The organism is Streptomyces sp. NBC_00203 (assembly GCF_045206325.1).
Taxonomy (GTDB): Bacteria; Actinomycetota; Actinomycetes; order Streptomycetales; family Streptomycetaceae; genus Streptomyces; species Streptomyces lutosisoli.
Map to the genome: position 1 here is coordinate 9,067,826 of NZ_CP108126.1, position 21,311 is coordinate 9,089,136.

A 21,311-nucleotide genomic window follows, 5' to 3' on the forward strand; every position below is an offset into this window, starting at 1 on the left:
GAGGCCCGGGAATGCCGCGCGACTTCACGCTCTTCACCGGCCAGTGGGCCGACCTGCCCCTCGAAGAGGTCTGCCGCCTCGCCCGCGACTTCGGCTACGACGGACTCGAACTCGCCTGCTGGGGCGACCACTTCGAGGTCGACAAGGCACTCGCCGACCCCTCGTACATCGAGTCCCGGCACGCGATGCTCGACAAGTACGGCCTCAGGTGCTGGGCGATCTCCAACCACCTGGTCGGCCAGGCCGTCTGCGACGCCATCATCGACGAGCGTCACCGGGCCATCCTGCCCGCCCGCATCTGGGGCGACGGCGAACCCGAAGGCGTACGGCAGCGGGCCGCCGCCGAGATCGCCGACACCGCACGCGCGGCGGCGGCCTTCGGCGTCGACACCGTCATCGGGTTCACCGGCTCGGCCATCTGGCACCTCGTCGCGATGTTCCCGCCCGCTCCCGAGTCGATGATCGAGCGCGGTTACGAGGACTTCGCGACGCGCTGGAACCCGATCCTGGACGTCTTCGACGCGCAGGGCGTGCGGTTCGCGCACGAGGTCCACCCGAGCGAGATCGCGTACGACTACTGGACAACGCACAAGGCGCTGGCGGCAGTTGACCACCGTCCCGCCTTCGGGCTGAACTTCGACCCCTCGCACTTCGTGTGGCAGGACCTCGACCCGGTCGGCTTCCTCTACGACTTCCGCGACCGGATCTACCACGTCGACTGCAAGGAAGCCCGCAAGCGGCTGGACGGACGCAACGGCCGCCTCGGCTCGCACCTGCCCTGGGGCGACCCGCGCCGCGGCTGGGACTTCGTCTCCGCGGGCCACGGCGACGTCCCCTGGGAGGACGTCTTCCGGATGCTGCGCTCCATCGACTACACGGGCCCCATCTCCGTCGAGTGGGAGGACGCCGGCATGGACCGGCTCCAGGGCGCACCCGAGGCCCTGACCCGCCTCAAGGCATACGACTTCGAGCCGCCGTCGGCTTCGTTCGACGCGGCGTTCGGCGGCAACGACTAGGCCGCAGCGCAGAGTTCCCATGCTTCCGGGGTGACGGCGCACCCCGGCGTCACGCACCCACCCGTACGACCAGCCCCTTCATGGAGGCATTTCGTGCACCCGTACGCCAGAAACAGGAAGAACAGGAAGAGCAGGAAGAACACCAGCCACTCCAGACGTCCGAGACTGCGCGGGGCAGTCGCCCTGCTGAGCGGCGCGCTGCTCACGGCCGCCTCCCTCACCCTCACCACACCCCAGGCCGGCGCAGCCGTCGCCGATCCGTCCGCCACCACTGCCGCCGCGGCCGAGGACTTCCAGCAAGTCACCCTCGCCAAGGGCGAACCCGAGGTCGGCGAGCCCATGTCGCTCGCCGTGCTCCCCGACCGTTCGGTCCTGCACACCTCGCGCGACGGCGAACTCCGCCTCACCGACGCGGCGGGCAACACCAAGCTCGCGGGCAAGCTCGACGTCTACTCGCACGACGAGGAAGGCCTGCAAGGCGTAGGCACCGACCCCGACTTCATCGCCAACCGCTACATCTACCTCTATTACGCACCGCCGCTGAACACCCCCGCGGGCGACGCCCCGGAGACGGGCACCGCCGCGGACTTTGCGCCCTTCGACGGCGTCAACCGCCTCTCGCGCTTCGTCCTCAAGGCCGACGGCACCCTCGACAACGCCAGCGAGAAGAAGATCCTCGACGTCCAGACCTCGCGCGGCATCTGCTGCCACGTCGGCGGCGACATCGACTTCGACGCGGCCGGGAACCTCTATCTCTCCACCGGGGACGACTCGAACCCCTTCCAGTCGGACGGCTTCACCCCCATCGACGAGCGCGCCGACCGCAACCCGGCCTTCGACGCCCAGCGTTCGGCCGGCAACACCAACGACCTGCGCGGCAAGATCCTGCGCATCAAGGTGAACGCCGACGGCTCGTACTCCATCCCCGACGGCAACCTCTTCGCCCCCGGCACCGACAAGACGCGCCCCGAGATCTACGCCATGGGCTTCCGCAACCCGTTCCGCTTCAGCGTCGACAAGGCGACCGGCATTCTCTACGTCGGTGACTACGGCCCGGACGCCGGCGCGGCCGACCCCGCGCGCGGCCCCGGCGGCCAGGTCGAGTTCGCCCGCGTCACCGCCCCCGGCAACTTCGGCTGGCCGTACTGCACGGGCAAGAACGACGCCTACGTGGACTACGACTTCGCGACCAAGACCTCCGGCGCCGCCTTCGACTGCGACGCGCCGAAGAACACCTCCCCGCACAACACCGGCCTCACCGACCTGCCCCCGGCCCAGCCCGCCTGGATCCCCTACGACGGCGCGTCCGTCCCGGAGTTCGGCAGCGGCTCGGAGTCCCCGATGGGCGGCCCGGTCTACCACTACGACGCCTCGCTCGACTCGCCGGTGAAGTTCCCGCAGGCGTACGACGGGAACTTCTTCGCCGGAGAGTTCGGCCGCCGCTGGATCAAGCGGATCGTGAGCGATTCCTCCGGCGCTGTGCAGTCCATCAACTCCGTTCCGTGGACCGGCACCCAGGTGATGGACATGGCGTTCGGACCCGACGGCGCGCTGTACGTCCTCGACTACGGCACCGCATGGTTCGGCGGCGACGAGAACTCGGGCCTGTACCGCATCGAGAACGCCACCGACGGCCACTCGCCCGTGCCACAGGCGGCGGCCGACCGCACCTCGGGCCAGGCACCGCTCAAGGTCCGCTTCTCCTCCGCCGGTTCGACCGACGCCGACAGTGACGCCCTCACGTACAGCTGGGACTTCGGCGACGGAGGCAAGTCGACGGCACCGAACCCGACGCACAAGTACAAGAAGAACGGCACATACACGGCGACGGTGACGGCCAAGGACCCCGGCGGGCGCACAGGAAGCGCGAGCGTGCAGGTCGTGGTCGGCAACACCGCGCCCAAGGTGACGCTCGAACTTCCCCGTGACGGCCAGCTGTTCAGCTTCGGGGACACCGTTCCTTTCAAGGTGAAGGTGACCGACCCGGAGGACGGGACGATCGACTGCTCCAAAGTGAAGGTCAACTTCATCCTCGGCCACGACAGCCACGGCCACCTGCTGACCTCGGCCAACGGATGCAGCGGCACCATCGACACCGGCGCGGGCAACGGCCACGACGACGACGCCAACATCTTCGGAGTCTTCGACGCCGAGTACACGGACGGCGGAGGAGGCGGCCAGGCCCCGCTGACCAGCCACGACCAGAACGTCACCCAGCCCAGGCACCGCCAGGCCGAGCACTACGGCAAGGCCTCCGGGATCACGGTCCAGTCGCAGGACACCGCGCACGGCGGCAAGACGGTCGGCGACATCGACAACGGGGACTGGATCTCGTTCACGCCGTACGTCCTGAGCGACGCCAAGAAGATCACGGCACGTATCTCGTCCGCCGGTTCGGGCGGCACCCTGGAGGTCCGCGCGGGCTCCTCGACCGGCCGGGTGCTGGGCACCGCGACCGTGCCGGTGACCGGCGGCTGGGACACCTTCCAGGACGTGACCGCGGATCTCTCCCGTGCGCCGCGCGGCACCACCACGCTCTACCTCGTCTTCAAGGGGAGCGGAACCGGCGCGCTCTACGACGTGGACGACTTCACCTTCACGACGGGCTGACGGGACCGGTGACCAAGGAACTGCCCGCGAAGCCCTCGGCTGGTACGGCTTCGCCGGGCGACTGAACGGCGGCGGGCGGGACACGCCGTACTCCCGCCCGCCGTCTCCACCCCTCGCCGTCTCCACCCCTCGCTTTCTCCATGGCTGACGCACGAGCTGACGCAGGAACCGACGTTCGAGCTGCCGTATGACAAGGAGGCTGCCCATGCCCGCGTCCCTTTCCGAACCCCGGGTGGGGGTGTGGCTGATCGGAGCGCGCGGCTCCGTCGCCACCACCGTCATCGCGGGCTGCGCGGCCGTCACCGCCGGCCTGCACCCCCCGACGGGCATGGTCACCGAAACCGACCTCTACGCCGACTGCGGTCTGCCCGCCCTGCCGACCCTCGTCTTCGGCGGCCACGACACGGTGGACTGCCCGCTCCCGAAGCGCGCGGAGGCCCTGGTCGCCAGCGGAGTACTCCCGCACGGTCTCCCCTCGGCGATCACGGCCGAACTGGAGGCCGCCGACCGGGAGATCCGCCCCGGCGGGCCCGTCCCTGGCGACACCCGCGAGCCGGCCGAGCTGGTGGACGCCTTCGCGACGGACATACGGGACTTCGTACGCCGGTGTGGACTCGCCAGGGCGGTGGTGGTGAACGTGGCCTCTACGGAGCCGACGCCCGTCGGGATCGCCTCCACGGAGCACGCGCCCACCGAGACGGCATCCCTGGAGCGCGCGCACGGCGGGACGGCCTCCGTGGCGGCAGCTCGCGGAAGGACGGCACTGCCACCGAGCTCTCTGTACGCGGCGGCGGCGCTGCGGGCCGGCTGCCCCTACGTGAACTTCACCCCCTCGACGGGGCTGCACCACCCGGCTCTGGCGTCCTTGACCGAGTCCAGCGGGCTGCCCTACGCGGGGCGTGACGGCAAGACCGGCCAGACGCTGCTCCGGTCGGTGCTCGGCCCGATGTTCGCCCAGCGCGCGCTGGCGGTCCGCGCCTGGTCCGGCACGAACCTCCTGGGCGGCGGCGACGGAGCAGCCCTCGCCGACCCGGCCGCCGCCGCGGCCAAGAACGCCGGCAAGGAGCGCGTGCTGGCGGACACCCTCGGCACGGCCCCGGAGGGCGAGACCCACATCGACGACGTCCCCGTCCTCGGCGACTGGAAGACCGCCTGGGACCACATCGCCTTCGACGGCTTCCTCGGCACGCGGATGATCCTCCAGACCACCTGGCAGGGCTGCGACTCCGCGCTCGCGGCCCCCCTGATTCTCGACCTCGCCCGCCTGACGGCCCGCGCCCACGAAGCAGGCCTCACCGGCCCATTGACCGAACTCGGCTTCTACTTCAAGGACCCGGTGGGGGAGGGGCCCGCTGCGCTGGGGGAGCAGTACGCGGCGCTGGCGGGGTTCGCGGCTCGGCTTCGGGGACTCTCCGGGGAGGTCCGGTGACGGTGCGAGGGGTGGGAGCGGGGAGGGCGGCCAGGTCGGGTGTGACGGCCTGGTCGAGTGGGCCTAGTGGGCCGAGCAGGTCTAGTGGGTCGGCCGGGTCAGGCACGTTGGCCGCGAGTGGCAGGTTTTCCGGGGCGACCGGGGCGACCGGGGCGACCGGGGCGACCGGGGCGACCGGGGCGGCCGGGTTCGCTGGGTTGGCCCGACTGGGCCCGCGGGCGCGGGGTCAGGCCCGGGCCTGGGCTGAACTTCTTCGGCTGCCCGCCCTGTTCACCGTCCCCGGGGACGCCCTCGCGGGGGCCGCCGCCATCGGCGTCCGCCCGAACTCCCGCACCCTGCTCGCCATCGGTTCCTCCCTCTGTCTGTACGAGGCGGGCATGGCCCTGAACGACTGGGCCGACCGCGCCGAGGACGCCGTGGAACGCCCGCACCGTCCGTTGCCCTCCGGCCGCATACGCCCGGCCGCGGCGCTGGCGGCGGCCGGAGCCCTGACGGCGGCGGGCCTCGCCCTGGCGGACCGCGCGGGCCGTCCCGCCCTCGCGGTCGCCGTGCCCCTCGCCGCCACCGTCTGGGCGTATGACCTGACGCTCAAACGAACGCCCGCCGGACCTGTGGCGATGGCCATGGCGCGGGGCCTGGACGTACTGATCGGCGCTACGGCGACCGGAGTCACCTCTCGGAGCGGGCACGTGCTCCCCGGCGTGACCGCCGCCTGCCGAACCGCCCGACCTGCCTTCCCCTCCGCACTCGCCCTGGCCACCCACACCCTCGCGGTGACCATGGTGTCGCGCGGCGAGACGCAGGGTGGTTCGCCGGTGGCACCGCTGGCCGCGGTGGCCACGACCGGTGCGCTGGCCTGGGCATTGGCGAACGGCCCGGCAGGCACAGGGCGGCCCGGGCACCCCGCGGTCGCACGGTCACAGCCCGCCGGGGACACCCCAACAGCCCCTGAGCCAACGCCCCTTGGCGGAACGAAAGCGAGACTCGGCCAAGCACCCGGCGCCACCCCAAGTCCAAGTCCAGGCCCAAGTCCAGGCCCAGGCCCAGGTCCAGGCCCAGGCCCAGGCCCAGGCCCAGGCCCAGGCCCTGGCCCCCGCCCCTCACCGACCCCTATGACAGACACCCTCCGCGGAGCCCTCACCCTCGCCTACGCCGCGACCTCCGCCCGCCCGCTCTTCCACGCCGCCCTGAACCCCTCACCCCCGCTCACCCAACGAGCCGTCGGCGGCGGAATCCGCGCCATGATCCCCCTCCAGGCCACCCTCGCCGCCCGAGCGGGCGCCCCCGTCACCGCCCTCCTGACGGCCGCGCTCGCCCCAGCTGCCCGCAGGTTCGCGAGGAAGGTGAGCGTCACATGACCGCGAGCCCCCGCCCGACCGGCCAGGCGAGCCTCCACTCGACCGGCCGAGCGAGCCGGCGACCGACCCCGCAGACGAGCCCCGGCTCGACCGCCCACGCGAGCCCCGCCCCGGCCCCCCACCCCCTCCGCTTCGGCTACGGGACCAACGGCCTCACCGACCTCCGTCTGGACGACGCCCTCGCCCTCCTCGCCGACCTCGGCTACGACGGCGTGGGCCTGACCCTCGACCACATGCACCTCGACCCGCTCGCCCCGGATCTGGCTGCCCGCACCGGGAAGGTGGCGCGCAGACTGGCGACCCTCGGCCTTGGCGTGACGGTCGAGACCGGCGCCCGCTATGTCCTCGACTCGCGACGCAAACACGGCCCCTCCCTCCTGGACCCGGACCCGGACGCCCGCGCGCGCCGTGTCGACCTGCTCATCCGTGCCGTGCGGGTCGCCGCCGACCTCGGCGCCCACGCCGTGCACTGCTTCAGCGGAGTCACCCCGGTCGGCACCGACGAGGACACCGCCTGGAAACGCCTGGCCGAGGCGCTCGCCCCCGTGCTGGACGCCGCCACCCGTGCCGGCGTCCCGCTCGCCGTCGAGCCCGAACCCGGTCACCTGCTCTCCTCCCTCGCCGACTTCCACCGTCTGCGCCGAGCACTCGGCGACCCGGCCGCCCTCGGTCTCACCCTGGACATCGGCCACTGCCAGTGCCTGGAACCTTTGCCGCCCGCCGACTGCGTACGCGCCGCCGGCCCCTGGCTGCGGCACGTCCAGATCGAGGACATGCGCCGCGGCATTCACGAACACCTCCCGTTCGGGGACGGGGAGATCGACTTCCCGCCCGTACTCGAAGCCCTGGCCGCCACCGGCTACCAGGCGCTGACCGTCGTCGAACTGCCCCGCCACTCCCACGCGGGCCCCCACTTCGCCGAACAGTCCCTCCCGTTCCTCCACCGCGCGGCCCGGGCGATCCCCACCGGCCCCGAAGGGAGAACCCCGTGAACCACCCGCACCGAACTCAGCGCGGTCAACACAGCCAGGCCGGCCGGGACCGTCAGCCCGGCCACACCGTCCAGCCCGCCCTCGCCGCCCTGCACACCCGGCTGAACACCCACCTGGGCGGAGCCGCCCGCGCCTGGCTCGACCAGGCGCTCGACGAGGCGGCCGCCCACCCCGGCACCCACGGCCCCATCTCCGTCTGGGAGTTGCGGATAGCCGAGGCCGGGCGCCGATGCGGGCCCGAGTACGCCGACGCCGCCCGCGTACTCCTCCTGCATGCCGCCCGCGCCGACCCGGACGCACTCGCCCGCGTCTACCGTCAGGGCACCGCCGCCGAACGCCGAGCCGTTCTGCACGCCCTGACCCACCTGGTGCCGGGACCGGAGGCGCTACCCCTCGTCGAGGACGCCCTGCGCACCAACGACACCGGGCTGGTCACGGCCGCCGTCGGCCCGTACGCCGCACAGCACCTGGACGCGCACAACTGGCGCCACGCCGTCCTGAAGTGCCTGTTCACCGGCGTCCCCGTCGACGAGGTGGCCGACCTGCCCCGGCGCGCCCATTCCGACGTCGAACTCGCCCGCATGCTCGGCGACTACGCCGACGAACGCGCCGCCGCGGGCCGTGCCGTACCCGAGGACCTGTACCGCGTCCTGGCCCTGACCGAGCCCACCGCCACCCCCACCGGCACGCCCGGAAGCCCCGGCGTGCCCGGAGTCCACGGAATCCCCGGATCCTCCGGCACGTCCGGCACCCCCGGCAAGGAGTCCTGATGCGCATCTTCGACCCCCACATCCATATGACGTCACGGACCACCGACGACTACGAGGCCATGCACGCCGCCGGCGTCCGCGCCGTCGTCGAACCCTCCTTCTGGCTCGGCCAGCCCCGCACCTCAGTCGCCTCCTTCCTCGACTACTTCGACTCGCTCCTGGGCTGGGAACCCTTCCGCGCCGCCCAGTACGGCATCGCCCACCACTGCACGCTCGCCCTCAACCCCAAGGAGGCGAACGACCCCCGCTGCGTCCCCGTCCTCGACGAGCTGCCCCGCTATCTCGTCAAGGACCAGGTCGTGGCCGTGGGCGAGATCGGCTACGACTCGATGACCCCCGCCGAGGACACCGCGCTCGCCGCCCAGCTCCAGCTCGCCGCCGACCATGAGCTGCCCGCGCTCGTGCACACCCCGCACCGCGACAAGCTGACAGGCCTGCGCCGCACGCTGGACGCCGTCCGCGCGTCCGCCCTGTCCCCGGACCGGGTCCTTGTCGACCACCTCAACGAGACCACCGTCAAGGAGGCCAAGGACAGCGGCTGCTGGCTGGGCTTCTCCGTCTATCCGGACACCAAGATGGACGAGGAGCGGATGGTCGCGATCCTGCGCGAGTACGGGCTGGAGCAGGTGCTCGTCAACTCGGCCGCGGACTGGGGGAGAAGCGACCCCCTCAAGACCCGCCGGGTCGGCGACGCCCTGCTGAAGGCCGGGTTCACCGACGACGACGTCGACCGGGTGCTGTGGCGCAACCCCGTGGCCTTCTACGGGCTCAGCGGGCGGCTGGATCTGGGGAGCACGACTACGGACGTCACCCACGAAGGCAACTCCATCCTCCGCGGCGGGGAGTGAGCGATGCGCTTCCGCCACCCCGACGGCTCCACCGTCCACCTCGCCTACTGCACCAACGTCCACCCGGCCGAGACCCTCGACGGCGTCCTCGCCCAGCTCCGCGACCACTGCGAACCCGTCCGCCGCCGCCTCGGCCGGGACCGCCTCGGCATCGGCCTGTGGCTCGCCAAGGACGCCGCCCACACGCTGGTCACCGACCCGTCCGCGCTGCGCGGCCTGCGCACCGAACTCGACCGCCGTGGCCTCGAAGTGGTCACCCTCAACGGCTTCCCGTACGAGGGCTTCGGCGCCGAAGAGGTCAAGTACCGCGTCTACAAGCCGGACTGGGCCGACCCGGAGCGACTCGACCACACCACCGCCCTGGCCCGCGTCCTCGCCCAGCTCCTCCCCGACGACGTCACCGAAGGCAGCATCTCCACGCTGCCCCTCGCCTGGCGCACCGCGTATGACGACAAGCGCGCGGGGACCGCCCACACAGCGCTGAGCACACTCGCCGAACGCCTCGACGCCCTTCAGGAACTCACCGGCCGCTCCATCCGCGTCGGCCTGGAACCCGAACCCGGGTGCACCGTCGAGACCACCGCCGACGCCCTCGCCCCGCTCACCGCGATCGGCCACGACCGCATCGGCATCTGCGTCGACACCTGTCACCTCGCCACCTCCTTCGAAGACCCGCACACCGCCCTGGACGCGCTCACCGAGGCCCGCGTCCCCGTCGTCAAGTCACAGCTCTCGGCCGCCCTGCACGCCGAACACCCCCATCTCCCCGACGTCCGCACGGCCCTTGCCGCCTTCGACGAACCCCGCTTCCTGCACCAGACCCGCACCCGTACGTCCGCCGGCCTGCGCGGCACCGACGACCTCGGCCAGGCTCTCGCAGGCGACGCCCTGCCCGACGCCTCCCCCTGGCGCGCCCACTTCCACGTCCCGCTGCACGCGGCCCCCGCCGCGCCCCTCACCTCCACACTCCCCGTCCTGCGGGCCGCGCTGGCCCAGCTCGTCGGCGGCCCGCACCCGCTCACCCGCCACCTGGAAGTCGAGACCTACACCTGGCAGGCCCTCCCGCCCGAGCTGCGCCCCCGAGCCCGCGCCCAGCTCGCCGACGGCATCGCCGCCGAACTCACCCTGGCTCGCGATCTGCTGACGGACCTCGGCCTCAAGGAGCTGCCGTGACCCAGCCCCCGACCCAGCCGCCGCTACCGACACCGCAGCCCGAGACCTCCCGCGGCCACCCCCGGCCCACCCCTCTCCTCGTCCTGGACGTCGTAGGTCTCACCCCCCGTCTCCTCGACCACATGCCGCACCTCAAGGCCCTCGGCCAGTCCGGCTCCCGTGCCCCGCTCGGCACCGTCCTGCCCGCCGTCACCTGCGCCGCCCAGTCCACCTTCCTCACCGGCACCCACCCCCGCGAGCACGGCATCGTCGGCAACGGCTGGTACTTCCGCGAGCTCGGCGACGTACTCCTGTGGCGTCAGCACAACGGCCTGGTGTCGGGCGACAAGCTGTGGGACGCCGCCCGGCGCGCGCATCCCGGTTACACGGTCGCCAATATCTGCTGGTGGTACGCCATGGGCGCCGACACTGACATCACCGTCACTCCCCGTCCCGTCTACTACGCCGACGGCCGCAAGGAACCCGACTGCTACACCCGGCCCCCGGCCCTGCACGACGAACTCACCGAGAAATTCGGCACGTTCCCCCTCTTCCACTTCTGGGGTCCCGGCGCCGACCTCGTCTCCAGCCGCTGGATCATCGACGCGACCCGCCACATCAACCGCACCCGCCGGCCGGACCTGACCCTCTGCTACCTCCCTCACCTCGACTACGACCTGCAGCGCTTCGGCCCCGACGACCCGCGCTCCCTCCAGGCGGCCGCGGACCTCGACGCGGCCATGGCTCCCCTCCTCGACGACGCGAAGGCCGAGGGCCGTACCGTCGTCGCGCTCTCCGAGTACGGCATCACGCGCGCGGACCGCCCCGTCGACATCAACCGCGCCCTGCGCCGCGCCGGCCTCCTCGACGTGCACACGCAGGACGGCATGGAGTACCTGGACCCGATGGCATCCCGTGCTTTCGCGGTCGCCGACCACCAGATCGCCCATGTCTATGTGCGACGCCCGGAGGACCTGGAGGTCACGAAGGCGGCGCTCGCCGATCTGCCCGGTATCGAGCGACTCCTGGACGACGAGGGCAAGAAGACCCATCACCTCGACCATCCGCGCTCCGGCGAACTCGTCGCCGTCGCGGAGCCGGACGCCTGGTTCACGTACTACTACTGGCTCGACGACGCCCGCGCGCCCGACTTCGCGCGGCTCGTCGAGATCCACCGCAAACCCGGCTACGACCCGGTCGAACTCTTCATGGATCCCCTCGACCCCTACGTCAAGGTGAAGGCGGCCACGGCACTGGCCCGCAAGAAGCTCGGCATGCGCTATCGCATGGCGGTCGTGCCCCTGGACCCCTCACCTATCCGCGGCAGCCACGGCCGCCTCCCCCTGAGCGACGACGAAGGTCCGCTCATCATCTGCTCCACCCCCCGCGCAGTCACCGGCCGCGTCGCGGCCACCGATGTGAAATCCCTGCTGCTCGACCTGGCAGGCCTCACCTGAAGAGACCTGACGGGCTGTGACGAGCCCGTGTCGAGCGACTACGGAAAGTGAAACACGCGCCACTGACAACGCGTCCGGTCACGCGTCCCACGCGCGCCCGGCCCGTGTCCCGCACACCTCTGACCTGCACACGAGCCGCACACAGCCCGGCACCGTCAGAGTCCACCAGCGACCCGAAAGAGAGAAACCGTGACCGCGTTCAACGACGAATCCGGAACCGGCGACGCCCTGCGCCGCACTCTCGGCATCGACCGCCGCCGCTTCCTCAGCACCTGCACCGCCGCCGCGACTGCGGCGATCGCCGCACCCGTCTTCGGCGCCTCGCCCGCCGTCGCCCAGGACCGGGACAGAGGCCACCACCGCGGCGGCGACGTCCTCGTCCCCCCGGACAGGCGCGGCATCATCCTCTACACCGTCCGTGACGCGACGGGCCGCGACCCGCTCGCCACCGATCTGCCCTCCGGTTTCCGCGAGGTCTTCCAGCAGCTCTCACGATTCGGCTACCGCCAGGTGGAGTTCGCGGGGTACGGCCAGCACGCCAACGCCCCGGGCGGCGCGAGCCTGGAGTCCGTGGAGGGCGCCAAGCTGCTGCGTTCCTGGCTCGACGAGTACGGGCTGCGGGCGCAGGGCAACCACGGCTTCATACCGCCGTCCTGGCCCTTCACCGCACCCGACCTGGACACCTTCAAGAAGCACCTGGAGATCGCCAACATCCTCGGCATGGCGCACATGGGCACCGGCGGCGACCCCACCGGCAGCGCCTACCGCGCCGACTGGGACGTGGCCGCCGACAAGTGGAACGCGCTCGGCGAGATCGCCCGTCGCGAGGGCATCAAGCTGTACACCCACAACCACGACGCGGCATACGGCTTCCTGCTCGACGGTGGCCCGTTGGACGCCCAGGGCCGTCCGACCCGCAGCTCCGGCATCCGCAAGCTGGAGTACTTCCTGAAGATCACCGACCCGAAGGTGGTCTGGCTGGAGATGGACATCTTCTGGGCGCACGTGGCCCAGTACAAGTTCCCCACGTACACCGCCCAGGACGGCTCCACCCAGGAGAACGTCTTCGATCCCGCGGGGCTCGTCGCCCGCAACAACAAGCGCTACCCGCTCTTCCACGCCAAGGACGGCACCGTCAACACGACGAACGGCATGGGGTACGACATGGTGCCGTTCGGCACCGGAGTCATCGACTACACCACGTTCTTCTCCCGTGTCGGGGCCCGGAACTACCACAACCCGATGGTCGAGCAGGACAACGCCCCGAGCGCCACCGACCCCGCTCAGTCGCTGAAGCACGCGAAGATCGGCTACGACAACCTCGCGGCCCTGCGCAAGAAGTGCGGCTAGCCGCAGCCGCTCCCGCGCGAACGGGCGGCCCTCCCCGCGATACGCGGGGAGGGCCGCCCGTTCACGTGATCTTCCTTGCTCAGCCCACCGGTTGCGGCTGCGGAACCGAGGTGTCCGCCGTGCTCCGCCCCGGCTGCCGCAGCAGCAGAGCGATCGCCGCCGCCACCATGGAGATGCCGCCGGCCAGCGCGTAGGCGCCGTTGTAGCCCCAGGCGGCCACCACCATCGAGCCGAGCCCGCCGCCGAACAGGCCGCTGATCAGCTTGCCGCTGTACACCAGCCCGTAGTTGGTGGCGTTGTAGTTCTCGCCGAAGTAGTCCGGGGTCAGGGCCGCGAACATCGGGTAGAAGGCCCCGCCGCCGAACCCGGAGAGGAAGGCGAAGAACAGGAACAGGGCCTCGCTGTGCATGTCACCGGCCCAGATCACGCCGAACTGGGCCAGACCCAGGACGACGATGACGAACACCAGGGTCTGCTTGCGGCCGTACCTGTCGGACAGCCAGCCCACCACGCCCCGGCCGATGCCGTTGATGACGGCCATGACGCCCATGGAGGACGCCGCCACCAGCGGGCCGAAGCCCACTTCCTTGGCGAAGTCGACCTGGAAGGAGATCCCGAAGATCGACACACCCGCGGTCATGACGAGAGCGATCCACATGAGGGGGAGCATGCCGGTCCTGATGGCCTCCTTCGGTGTGTACTGCTTCACCGCGGGAGGGTTCTTGGCAAGGCTCGCCGCGCCCTTCTCGGTACTGCCGTAGGTCAGCGGGTCGATGTCCGCCGGCCACCAGTTCTTCGGCGGGTCCTTGAAGAAGAACGCGGAGGACAGCACCACGATCATCACGTAGCAGCCGATGAGGTCCAGTACCCGGTGATAGTTGGCCGTGTCGAACGCGTAGTTGAAGATGAAGATGAACGGCAGGGAGCCGTACGCGAATCCGCCGTTGACGAATCCGGTCTTCGCGCCACGTCGCTCGGGGAACCACTTGCCGACCATGTTGATGCAGGTCGCGTACACCAGGCCGGACCCGATGCCGCCGATGACACCGAAGCCGAGGATCGCCAGGAGCACATTGCTCAGGTGCGAGAGGGCGAGGAAGCCGAGCAGGCACATGACCGACCCCGTGTACATGGCCTTGCGGGCGGTCAGGATTCCCTTCTCCCGCAGCCAGCCGGCGGGGAAGGCTATGCCGGCCTGGAAGAAGACCCAGACGCTCAGGATCCAGAAGGTGTTGCTCTGCGTCCAGCCGTGGGCGTGGGACAAGGTGTCCTCGGCCGAGCCGTACGCGTACTCGAAGACACTGATCGCCATCATGGCGAGCCATGGCAGATACACCATGAACTTGCGTGAGTGGCCCAGGATGTCCCGGTCCGTCTCGCCGATCCGGTAGACACGGCCCCGGGGGTCGGTGACTTCACGGTACGCGCGGTGCGAGGCGTCGGGGTCGTCCGACGCTTCCTTCGCGGCGATGGGTTCCGCCGTCATTACGCCATCTCCTCGCCAAGCGGGTGCGGGTTGGGAACGATGCTGCGGGCCTGCGGGCGGCCCGGAGACTTCAGGAACAGCGCCAGCACGGCGGAGGCCAGGCCGACGGACCCGGCGAGCACGAAGGCGCCGTGGTAGTCCCACGCGTCGACGACGATCGCGCCCATACCGGAGCCCAGGAGGCCGGAGATCAGCTTCGAGCTGTAGACCATTCCGTAGTTGGAGGCGTTGTGGTTCTCGCCGAAGTAGTCCGCCGTCATGGCCGCGAACAGCGGGAAGATCGCCCCGCCGCCGAAACCGGAGACCATGGAGCAGAACAGGAAGAACGGCATGCTGCCCATCTGGCCGGAGACCAGCACACCGAACTGGGCGGAGCCCAGCACGAGACAGACGATGATCAGTGTGTGGCGGCGGCCGACGCGGTCGGATATCCAGCCGATGACGCCGCGTCCGGTGCCGTTCACGATGGCCTTCAGGGACATCGCCGTGGCCACGATCCCGCCGGCGAAGCCCATGTCCTTGCCGAACGGCACCTGGAAGGCGATGCCGAAGATATTGATCCCGGCCGTGCACAGCAGACAGAACCACATCATCCAGAGCACGGGGGTACGAGCGGCCTCCTTGGGGGTGTACTGCTTCACCGCCGGCGGGTTCTTCTCCAGCGCCCGCCGGATCTTCGGGTCGTCCGACGCCTTCAGGGGGTCCACGTTCGCGGGCCACCAGCCCTTCGGCGGGTCCTTGAAGAACCAGCCGGCGACGGCGACGACGGAGCAGCACAGCAGGCCGACCGCCACCAGGACGCCCTTGTAGTTGCTCAGGTCCATGTACGAGGTGAACAGGAAGACGAAGGGCACGGATCCGTAGGCGAAACCGCCGTTGACGAAGCCCGTCTTGCCGCCCTTGCGTTCCGGATACCACTTGCCGACCATGTTGACGCAGGTCGCGTAGACGAGACCGGCGCCGATGCCGCTGCACATGCCGAAGCCGAGATAGGCGACGATCACATGCGGCGCGAGGGCCAGTGACAGATAGCCCAGCAGGGTGCCCAGCGCACCCAGCAGCATCGCCGTACGGGCGGGGAGGCGGCCGCTCTCCCGCAGTTGCCCGGCCGGGAAGGCCACGGCCGCCTGGAAGAACACCCAGACGCCCATCAGCCAGAAGATGTGTCCGCTGCTCCACAGGTGAGCCTCGTGGAGTGTGTCCTCCGCCGACGTGAACGCGTACTCGGCGGAGCTGATGCCCAGCATTCCTGCCCAGGGCAGGAAGACCATCCATTTGCGTTTGCGGCCCATGATGTCGACATCGGACTCGCCGACGCGATACACACGGCCGTTGTGGTCCGTCACCTCTTGATAGGGGACGGATGTGGAGACATCGGTGGTTGTCATATAGCTCAAGCACCCCTTGCGTCGAAAGATCTGGTCAGCGCCCCCTGCCAAATGCCTTTCGTGCGCTCACGGGTCCCGGGGGTGGCCGACGCGCACCGTCGGCCGCCCCCGCGCACACTCATGTCATGAACGCTCCCCCCAACAGCCCTGCCGCGCGGGCCCAGCGGTACTTCGCGCCGAGTACGGCCACCGGCTTCTCGGTCGTGTACGGGTAGGCGACGGCCCCCCGCGCCCTGGACGCCCGGACCTCGGCCGCCACGTCAGATCACCCCGCTCGACTTGAGGAGGCGGAGTTCCTCGTCCCCGAGGCCGAGCTCGCCGATGTAGACCTCTTCGTTGTGCTCGCCGAGCAGCGGCGAACTGGTCACGTCCACGGGGGAGTCGGAGAGCTTCAGCGGGCTGCCCACGGTCACGAACTCGCCCCGCTCGGGATGCGCCACCTTCACGACCATCTCGTTGGCGACCAGCGACTCGTCCTCGATGATCTCCTTGGTGGACAGGATCGGGCCGCACGGAATGTTGTGGGAGTTGAGCTGCTCCAGCACCTGCCACTTGGGGAGGGTGGCCGACCACTCCTCGATGAGCTGGAACATCTTCTCCAGCTTGGGCAGCCGGGCTTCCGGGGTGGCCCACTCGGGGTCGTCGGCCAGCTCGGGCCGGCCGATGAGTTCGCTGAGGGGCTTCCAGCCGACGGGCTGCACGATGACGTAGACGTAGTCGTTCGGTCCGCCGGGTGCGCACCTGATCGCCCAGCCGGGCTGACCGCCGCCGGAGGCGTTCCCGGACCTGGGAACCTCGTCGCCGAAGTCCTCGTTGGGATATTCGGCGAGAGGGCCATGTGCCAGTCGCTGCTGATCGCGCAGCTTCACCCGGCAGAGGTTGAGCACGGCATGCTGCATGGCCACGTTGACCCGCTGACCACGCCCGGTGTTCTCCCGCTGGAACAGCGCCGCGAGAATCCCCGCCACGGCGTGAATGCCCGTGCCCGAGTCACCGATCTGGGCTCCCGTCGCCAGCGGTGGCCCGTCCTCGAAGCCGGTGGTCGACATCGACCCGCCCATGGCCTGCGCGACGACCTCGTACGCCTTGAAGTCGGTGTACGGGCCTTCGCCGAATCCCTTGATGGAGGCGTAGACGATACGTGGATTGATCTCGCGGATGCGGTCCCAGGTGAACCCCATGCGGTCGACCGCGCCCGGCCCGAAGTTCTCGACCATGACGTCGGAGCGGCGGATCAGCTCGGTGAGGATCTGCTTGCCGCGTTCGGTCTTGGTGTTGAGGGTGATGCTCCGCTTGTTGCTGTTGAGCATCGTGAAGTAGAGGGAGTCGACGCCCGGGATGTCGCGCAGTTGGGTGCGCGTGATGTCACCCGTCGGCGCCTCCAGCTTGATGACGTCCGCGCCGAGCCAGGCGAGGAGTTGGGTCGCCGAGGGACCGGACTGGACGTGTGTCATGTCGAGGACGCGGATGCCTTCGAGAGCCTTGGTCGTCACAGGTCACCTCACTTGTCCGTTGCTTCGAGCCACCCTGGCGTCGCCACTCCCGGGCCACGTCCGGCACATTGCATACAGTCGACGGATACTGTATGAAGATTGTTATCCCGCATCCGATGGGTGATGTCCAGGGGTCGTGCAGCACTTTTAAGACAGGAGCCGAATCATGGACCTGTACGAGCATCAGGCGCGGGGACTCTTCGAAGAACACGGCATCGTGGTGCCGCGGGCCGAGGTCACGGACTCGCCCAAGGAGGCGCGGGAGATCGCCCGCAGGCTTGGGGGACGCGTCGTCGTGAAAGCCCAGGTCAAGACGGGTGGGCGCGGCAAGGCGGGCGGCGTGAGGCTCGCCGCGGACCCGGCCGCCGCCGAGCTCACGGCACGGCAGATCCTCGGCATGGACATCAAGGGCCACACGGTCCGCAAGGTGATGCTGGCTCAGCCCGTCGACATCGACAGCGAGTTCTACGTCTCGTACGTCCTCGACCGCGCCGCCGGACGCTTCCTCGCGATCGCCTCGGCCGAGGGCGGCATGGACATCGAGGCGGTGGCCGCGACGCGGCCGGAGGCGGTGGCACGCGTTCACATCGACCCGGCGCAGGGCGTCACCTCGGCGAAGGCGACCGAGATCGCCGAGGCGGCCGGGCTGCCGCCGCAGACCGTCGACGTCCTGGTGCGGCTCTGGGAGGTACTGACGCGCGAGGACGCCGTCCTCGTCGAGGTCAACCCGCTCGTCCGCACCGCCCAGGGGCAGATCCTCGCCCTGGACGGCAAGGTCACCCTTGACGACAACGCCCGCTTCCGCCAGGCACGTTGGGGTGAACAGGATGCCGCGCACGACGACCCGCTGGAGGCGGAGGCCGCCACCAAGGGCCTCAACTACGTCAAGCTGGACGGCGAGGTCGGCATCATCGGAAACGGCGCGGGCCTGGTCATGTCGACGCTCGACGTGGTCGCCGGCTGCGGCGCCCGGCCCGCCAACTTCCTCGACATCGGCGGCGGCGCCTCGGCCCAGATCATGGCCGACGGTCTCTCGGTCATCCTCTCCGACCCGGCCGTGAAGTCGGTCTTCGTCAACGTCTTCGGCGGCATCACCGCCTGCGACGCCGTCGCCGACGGCATCGTGCAGGCCCTGGAGACCGTGCGGCTGACCAAACCGCTGGTGGTCCGCCTCGACGGCAACAACGCCGTGCGCGGCCGCGCCGTCCTCGACGACCGCGCGCACCCTCTCGTCCAGCAGGCCACCACCATGGACGACGCCGCCCGCCGCGCCGCCCAACTCGCCAACACCAGCTGAAGGAGCGGGACATGGCCATCTTTCTCACCAAGAAGTCCAAGGTCCTCGTCCAGGGCATGACCGGCGGCGAGGGCATGAAGCACACCCGGCGCATGCTGGCGGCCGGCACGGACGTCGTCGGCGGCGTCAACCCACGCAAGGCGGGCCAGAGCGTCGCCTTCGACGTCCCCCAGAGCCTGAACGGCCTGGGAGGTGCCCCCATCGCCGTGCCCGTCTTCGGATCGGTGCGCGAAGGCATGGCGGCGACCGGCGCGGACGTGAGCGTCGTCTTCGTGCCACCCGCCTTCGCCGGAGCGGCCGTGATGGAGGCCGCCGACGCGGGCATCGAACTCGCCGTCGTCATCACCGAGGGCATACCCGTCCACGACTCCGTCGCCTTCCACGCGTACGCCGCCTCGAAGGGCACCCGGATCATCGGCCCCAACTGCCCGGGCCTGATCACCCCGGGCCAGTCGAACGCGGGCATCATCCCCGCCGACATCGCCAAGCCGGGACGTATCGGCCTGGTGTCCAAGTCCGGCACGCTCACCTACCAACTCATGTACGAACTTCGCGACATCGGCTTCTCGACCTGCGTAGGCATCGGCGGTGACCCCGTCGTCGGCACCACCCACATCGACTGCCTGGCGTCCTTCCAGGACGACCCCGACACCGAACTGATCGTTCTCATCGGGGAGATCGGCGGCGACGCCGAGGAGCGGGCGGCCGCATTCATCCGTGACCACGTCACCAAGCCCGTCGTCGGCTACATCGCCGGATTCACCGCGCCCGAGGGCAAGACCATGGGGCACGCGGGCGCCATCGTCTCCGGCTTGTCGGGCACCGCCCAGGCCAAGCAGAAGGCCCTGGAGGCGGTCGGGGTGCGCGTGGGCGGCACACCGAGCGAGACGGCGCGGCTGGTGCTGGACCGGCTGGGAACGGAGCGTGACGTCACTCATAGTTGACGTGAGGTGACTGCCGGAATCAACGCGGCCTCACTACCTTCCCCCTTACGTACGCGACGCGACCACTGCTCGCGCGGGCCCGCGCATCTGCGGTTCGGCAGCTGCCAGGCCCCCCGCCCCCGACTGTGCACCGAGAGCGGAGACACCCAATGACCAACACCCTCAACCCCGCCACCCTCGTCGTGAAGTCCGGCACTTCCTGGACCGACGCCTGGCAGCGATGCCTCACCGTCGCCCCCGAGGCGTTCCGGGACGACCGTGTCCTCAACCTCTGGGGCGCCGCCTGGCAGGCGGACGGCCGGGCGCTGCCCGCCACCAGCCCCGTCGACGGCAGCCCCATCGCCGGCCCGCCGCGGCTGGACGGCGCCACCGCCCAGCAGGCCGTGCGCGCCTCGCTCGACCAGCACCGCGCCTGGCGCCATGTGCCGCTCGCGGAACGCCGTTCCCGCGTGGCGGCGACCCTCGACGCCCTCACCGAGCACCGCGAACTGCTCGCCCTCCTTCTGGTCTGGGAGATCGGCAAGCCCTGGCGGCTCGCGCAGGCCGACGTGGACCGGGCCATCGACGGCGTGCGCTGGTACGTCGACGGCATCGAGTCCATGGTGGACGGCCGGGCTCCGCTCGACGGACCCGTGTCCAACATCGCGAGCTGGAACTACCCGATGAGCGTGCTCGTTCACGCCATGCTGGTCCAGGCATTGGCAGGCAACGCGGTCATCGCCAAGACTCCGACCGACGGCGGTGTCGCCTGCCTCACCCTGGCCGCCGCGCTCGCCGCGCGCGAAGGGATCCCCGTCACCCTCGTCAGCGGCAGCGGCCGCGAGCTCTCGGAGGCGCTCGTCCGCGCCCCCGAGATCGGCTGCGTCTCCTTCGTCGGCGGCCGGGACACGGGCGCCGCGGTGGCCACCGCCGTCGCCGACCTCGGCAAGCGGCATGTACTCGAACAGGAGGGACTCAACACCTGGGGCATCTGGAACTACACGGACTGGGACGCGCTGACGGCGGTCGTCCCCAAGCTCTTCGACTACGGCAAGCAGCGCTGCACGGCCTACCCGCGCTTCGTCGTCCAGCGTGCGCTGTTCGACGAGTTCCTCGCCGCGTACCTGCCGGCCGTCCGCACCCTGCGGGTCGGTCACCCGCTCGCGGTCGAGCACCCCGACGACCCGTACCCCGTGCTGGACTTCGGCCCTGTCATCAACGCGGCCAAGGCCAAGGAGCTGCACGACCAGGTCGCCGAGGCCATCGACCGGGGCGCCGTCCCGCTGCACCGCGGCAAGCTGTCCGACGCACGCTTCCTGCCCGGCCAGGACACGGCGGCGTACGTCCAGCCCGTCACGCTCCTCAATCCGCCGCCGTCCTCACCGCTGCACCACGCGGAGCCCTTCGGCCCGGTCGACACCATCGTCCTGGTCGACACCGAGGCCGAGCTGCTCGCCGCGATGAACGCGTCGAACGGCGCGCTCGTCGCCACGCTGTCCACGGACGACGAGTCGACGTACGGCCGGCTCGCCCCGCAGATCCGCGCGTTCAAGGTCGGCCACGGCAAGCCCCGCTCCCGCGGTGACCGCGACGAACTCTTCGGCGGCTTCGGGGCGTCGTGGAGCGGTGCGTTCGTCGGTGGGGAACTGCTGGTGCGCGCGGTGACACAGGGGCCGGCGGGGGAGCGGCTGCCCGGCAACTTCCCGGACTATCACCTCATGCCGTGAGGTGAGGGCGGGCGG

Annotated in this window: 16 protein-coding genes and 1 pseudogene; 13 read left to right on the plus strand and 4 right to left on the minus strand. The window is 70.5% G+C overall.

Features of this window, described 5'->3' with window-relative positions:
* Window positions 1-11: 11 nt before the first annotated feature.
* From OG975_RS40250 to OG975_RS40295, 10 genes are all read left to right on the plus strand, one after another.
* Window positions 12-1,016, plus strand: a complete 1,005-nt coding sequence (locus tag OG975_RS40250; RefSeq protein WP_406334503.1) for a sugar phosphate isomerase/epimerase family protein — start codon at window positions 12-14, stop codon at window positions 1,014-1,016.
* A gap of 93 nt (window positions 1,017-1,109) precedes the next feature.
* The gene (locus tag OG975_RS40255; protein WP_406334504.1) at window positions 1,110-3,626 is read left to right on the plus strand and encodes a PQQ-dependent sugar dehydrogenase; all 2,517 of its coding nucleotides are present in this window, start codon (window positions 1,110-1,112) and stop codon (window positions 3,624-3,626) included.
* Window positions 3,627-3,831: 205 nt separating this feature from the next.
* Window positions 3,832-5,055 carry an inositol-3-phosphate synthase gene (locus OG975_RS40260; protein ID WP_406334506.1) on the plus strand — a complete coding sequence of 408 codons (1,224 nt, stop codon included), beginning with the start codon at window positions 3,832-3,834 and terminating at the stop codon, window positions 5,053-5,055.
* A 197-nt stretch (window positions 5,056-5,252) separates the two neighbouring features.
* Complete coding sequence (locus tag OG975_RS40265) at window positions 5,253-6,413, plus strand: SCO3242 family prenyltransferase (RefSeq protein ID WP_406334507.1); 1,161 nt, start codon at window positions 5,253-5,255, stop codon at window positions 6,411-6,413.
* Window positions 6,410-7,405, plus strand: coding sequence for a sugar phosphate isomerase/epimerase family protein (locus OG975_RS40270; RefSeq protein ID WP_406334509.1), 996 nt, complete (start codon window positions 6,410-6,412; stop codon window positions 7,403-7,405). The genes OG975_RS40265 and OG975_RS40270 overlap by 4 nt, the downstream gene beginning before the upstream one ends.
* Complete coding sequence (locus tag OG975_RS40275) at window positions 7,402-8,175, plus strand: EboA domain-containing protein (protein WP_406334510.1); 774 nt, start codon at window positions 7,402-7,404, stop codon at window positions 8,173-8,175. The genes OG975_RS40270 and OG975_RS40275 overlap by 4 nt, the downstream gene beginning before the upstream one ends.
* Window positions 8,175-9,023 (plus strand): TatD family hydrolase, encoded by an 849-nt coding sequence (locus OG975_RS40280; RefSeq protein WP_406334511.1) that lies wholly within the window; start codon window positions 8,175-8,177, stop codon window positions 9,021-9,023. The genes OG975_RS40275 and OG975_RS40280 overlap by 1 nt, the downstream gene beginning before the upstream one ends.
* A gap of 3 nt (window positions 9,024-9,026) precedes the next feature.
* Window positions 9,027-10,196 carry a metabolite traffic protein EboE gene (gene eboE, locus OG975_RS40285; protein ID WP_406334512.1) on the plus strand — a complete coding sequence of 390 codons (1,170 nt, stop codon included), beginning with the start codon at window positions 9,027-9,029 and terminating at the stop codon, window positions 10,194-10,196.
* An 83-nt stretch (window positions 10,197-10,279) separates the two neighbouring features.
* Window positions 10,280-11,632 carry a nucleotide pyrophosphatase/phosphodiesterase family protein gene (locus tag OG975_RS40290; protein ID WP_406336686.1) on the plus strand — a complete coding sequence of 451 codons (1,353 nt, stop codon included), beginning with the start codon at window positions 10,280-10,282 and terminating at the stop codon, window positions 11,630-11,632.
* A gap of 189 nt (window positions 11,633-11,821) precedes the next feature.
* A complete protein-coding gene (locus tag OG975_RS40295) occupies window positions 11,822-12,982 on the plus strand; it encodes a sugar phosphate isomerase/epimerase family protein (RefSeq protein ID WP_406334513.1) in 1,161 nt (386 codons plus the stop codon).
* Window positions 12,983-13,061: 79 nt separating this feature from the next.
* On the opposite strand, the gene OG975_RS40300 is transcribed toward OG975_RS40295, so the two are convergent.
* The 4 genes and pseudogenes from OG975_RS40300 to frc form a co-directional block, all read right to left on the minus strand.
* Window positions 13,062-14,468 (minus strand): OFA family MFS transporter, encoded by a 1,407-nt coding sequence (locus OG975_RS40300; protein ID WP_406334515.1) that lies wholly within the window; start codon window positions 14,466-14,468, stop codon window positions 13,062-13,064.
* A complete protein-coding gene (locus OG975_RS40305; RefSeq protein ID WP_406334516.1) occupies window positions 14,468-15,856 on the minus strand; it encodes an OFA family MFS transporter in 1,389 nt (462 codons plus the stop codon). Before OG975_RS40305 ends, OG975_RS40300 begins: the two co-directional genes overlap by 1 nt.
* 118 nt (window positions 15,857-15,974) lie before the next feature.
* Window positions 15,975-16,085, minus strand: a pseudogene (locus OG975_RS40310) (hypothetical protein); the annotation flags it as partial.
* Window positions 16,086-16,116: 31 nt separating this feature from the next.
* Window positions 16,117-17,349, minus strand: coding sequence for a formyl-CoA transferase (gene frc, locus OG975_RS40315; protein WP_406334517.1), 1,233 nt, complete (start codon window positions 17,347-17,349; stop codon window positions 16,117-16,119).
* Window positions 17,350-17,515: 166 nt separating this feature from the next.
* Here frc and sucC point away from each other — a divergent pair, with 166 nt between their 5' ends.
* From sucC to OG975_RS40330, 3 genes are all read left to right on the plus strand, one after another.
* The gene (gene sucC, locus OG975_RS40320; RefSeq protein WP_406334518.1) at window positions 17,516-18,646 is read left to right on the plus strand and encodes an ADP-forming succinate--CoA ligase subunit beta; all 1,131 of its coding nucleotides are present in this window, start codon (window positions 17,516-17,518) and stop codon (window positions 18,644-18,646) included.
* Window positions 18,647-18,657: 11 nt separating this feature from the next.
* Complete coding sequence (gene sucD, locus OG975_RS40325) at window positions 18,658-19,590, plus strand: succinate--CoA ligase subunit alpha (RefSeq protein ID WP_406334519.1); 933 nt, start codon at window positions 18,658-18,660, stop codon at window positions 19,588-19,590.
* Window positions 19,591-19,739: 149 nt separating this feature from the next.
* Window positions 19,740-21,296: an aldehyde dehydrogenase family protein gene (locus tag OG975_RS40330; RefSeq protein ID WP_406334521.1), complete on the plus strand. Its 1,557-nt coding sequence runs from the start codon at window positions 19,740-19,742 to the stop codon at window positions 21,294-21,296.
* The last annotated feature ends 15 nt before the right edge of the window (window positions 21,297-21,311 follow it).

Coding starts and splice junctions, on each gene's coding strand:
- OG975_RS40330 (WP_406334521.1), top strand. CDS start 19,740: ATGACCAACACCCTCAACCCCGCCACCCTCGTCGTGAAGTCCGGCACT.
- sucC (WP_406334518.1), top strand. CDS start 17,516: ATGGACCTGTACGAGCATCAGGCGCGGGGACTCTTCGAAGAACACGGC.
- OG975_RS40280 (WP_406334511.1), top strand. CDS start 8,175: ATGCGCATCTTCGACCCCCACATCCATATGACGTCACGGACCACCGAC.
- eboE (WP_406334512.1), top strand. CDS start 9,027: ATGCGCTTCCGCCACCCCGACGGCTCCACCGTCCACCTCGCCTACTGC.
- OG975_RS40250 (WP_406334503.1), top strand. CDS start 12: ATGCCGCGCGACTTCACGCTCTTCACCGGCCAGTGGGCCGACCTGCCC.
- OG975_RS40305 (WP_406334516.1), bottom strand. CDS start 15,856: ATGACAACCACCGATGTCTCCACATCCGTCCCCTATCAAGAGGTGACG.
- OG975_RS40270 (WP_406334509.1), top strand. CDS start 6,410: ATGACCGCGAGCCCCCGCCCGACCGGCCAGGCGAGCCTCCACTCGACC.
- OG975_RS40260 (WP_406334506.1), top strand. CDS start 3,832: ATGCCCGCGTCCCTTTCCGAACCCCGGGTGGGGGTGTGGCTGATCGGA.
- OG975_RS40300 (WP_406334515.1), bottom strand. CDS start 14,468: ATGACGGCGGAACCCATCGCCGCGAAGGAAGCGTCGGACGACCCCGAC.
- sucD (WP_406334519.1), top strand. CDS start 18,658: ATGGCCATCTTTCTCACCAAGAAGTCCAAGGTCCTCGTCCAGGGCATG.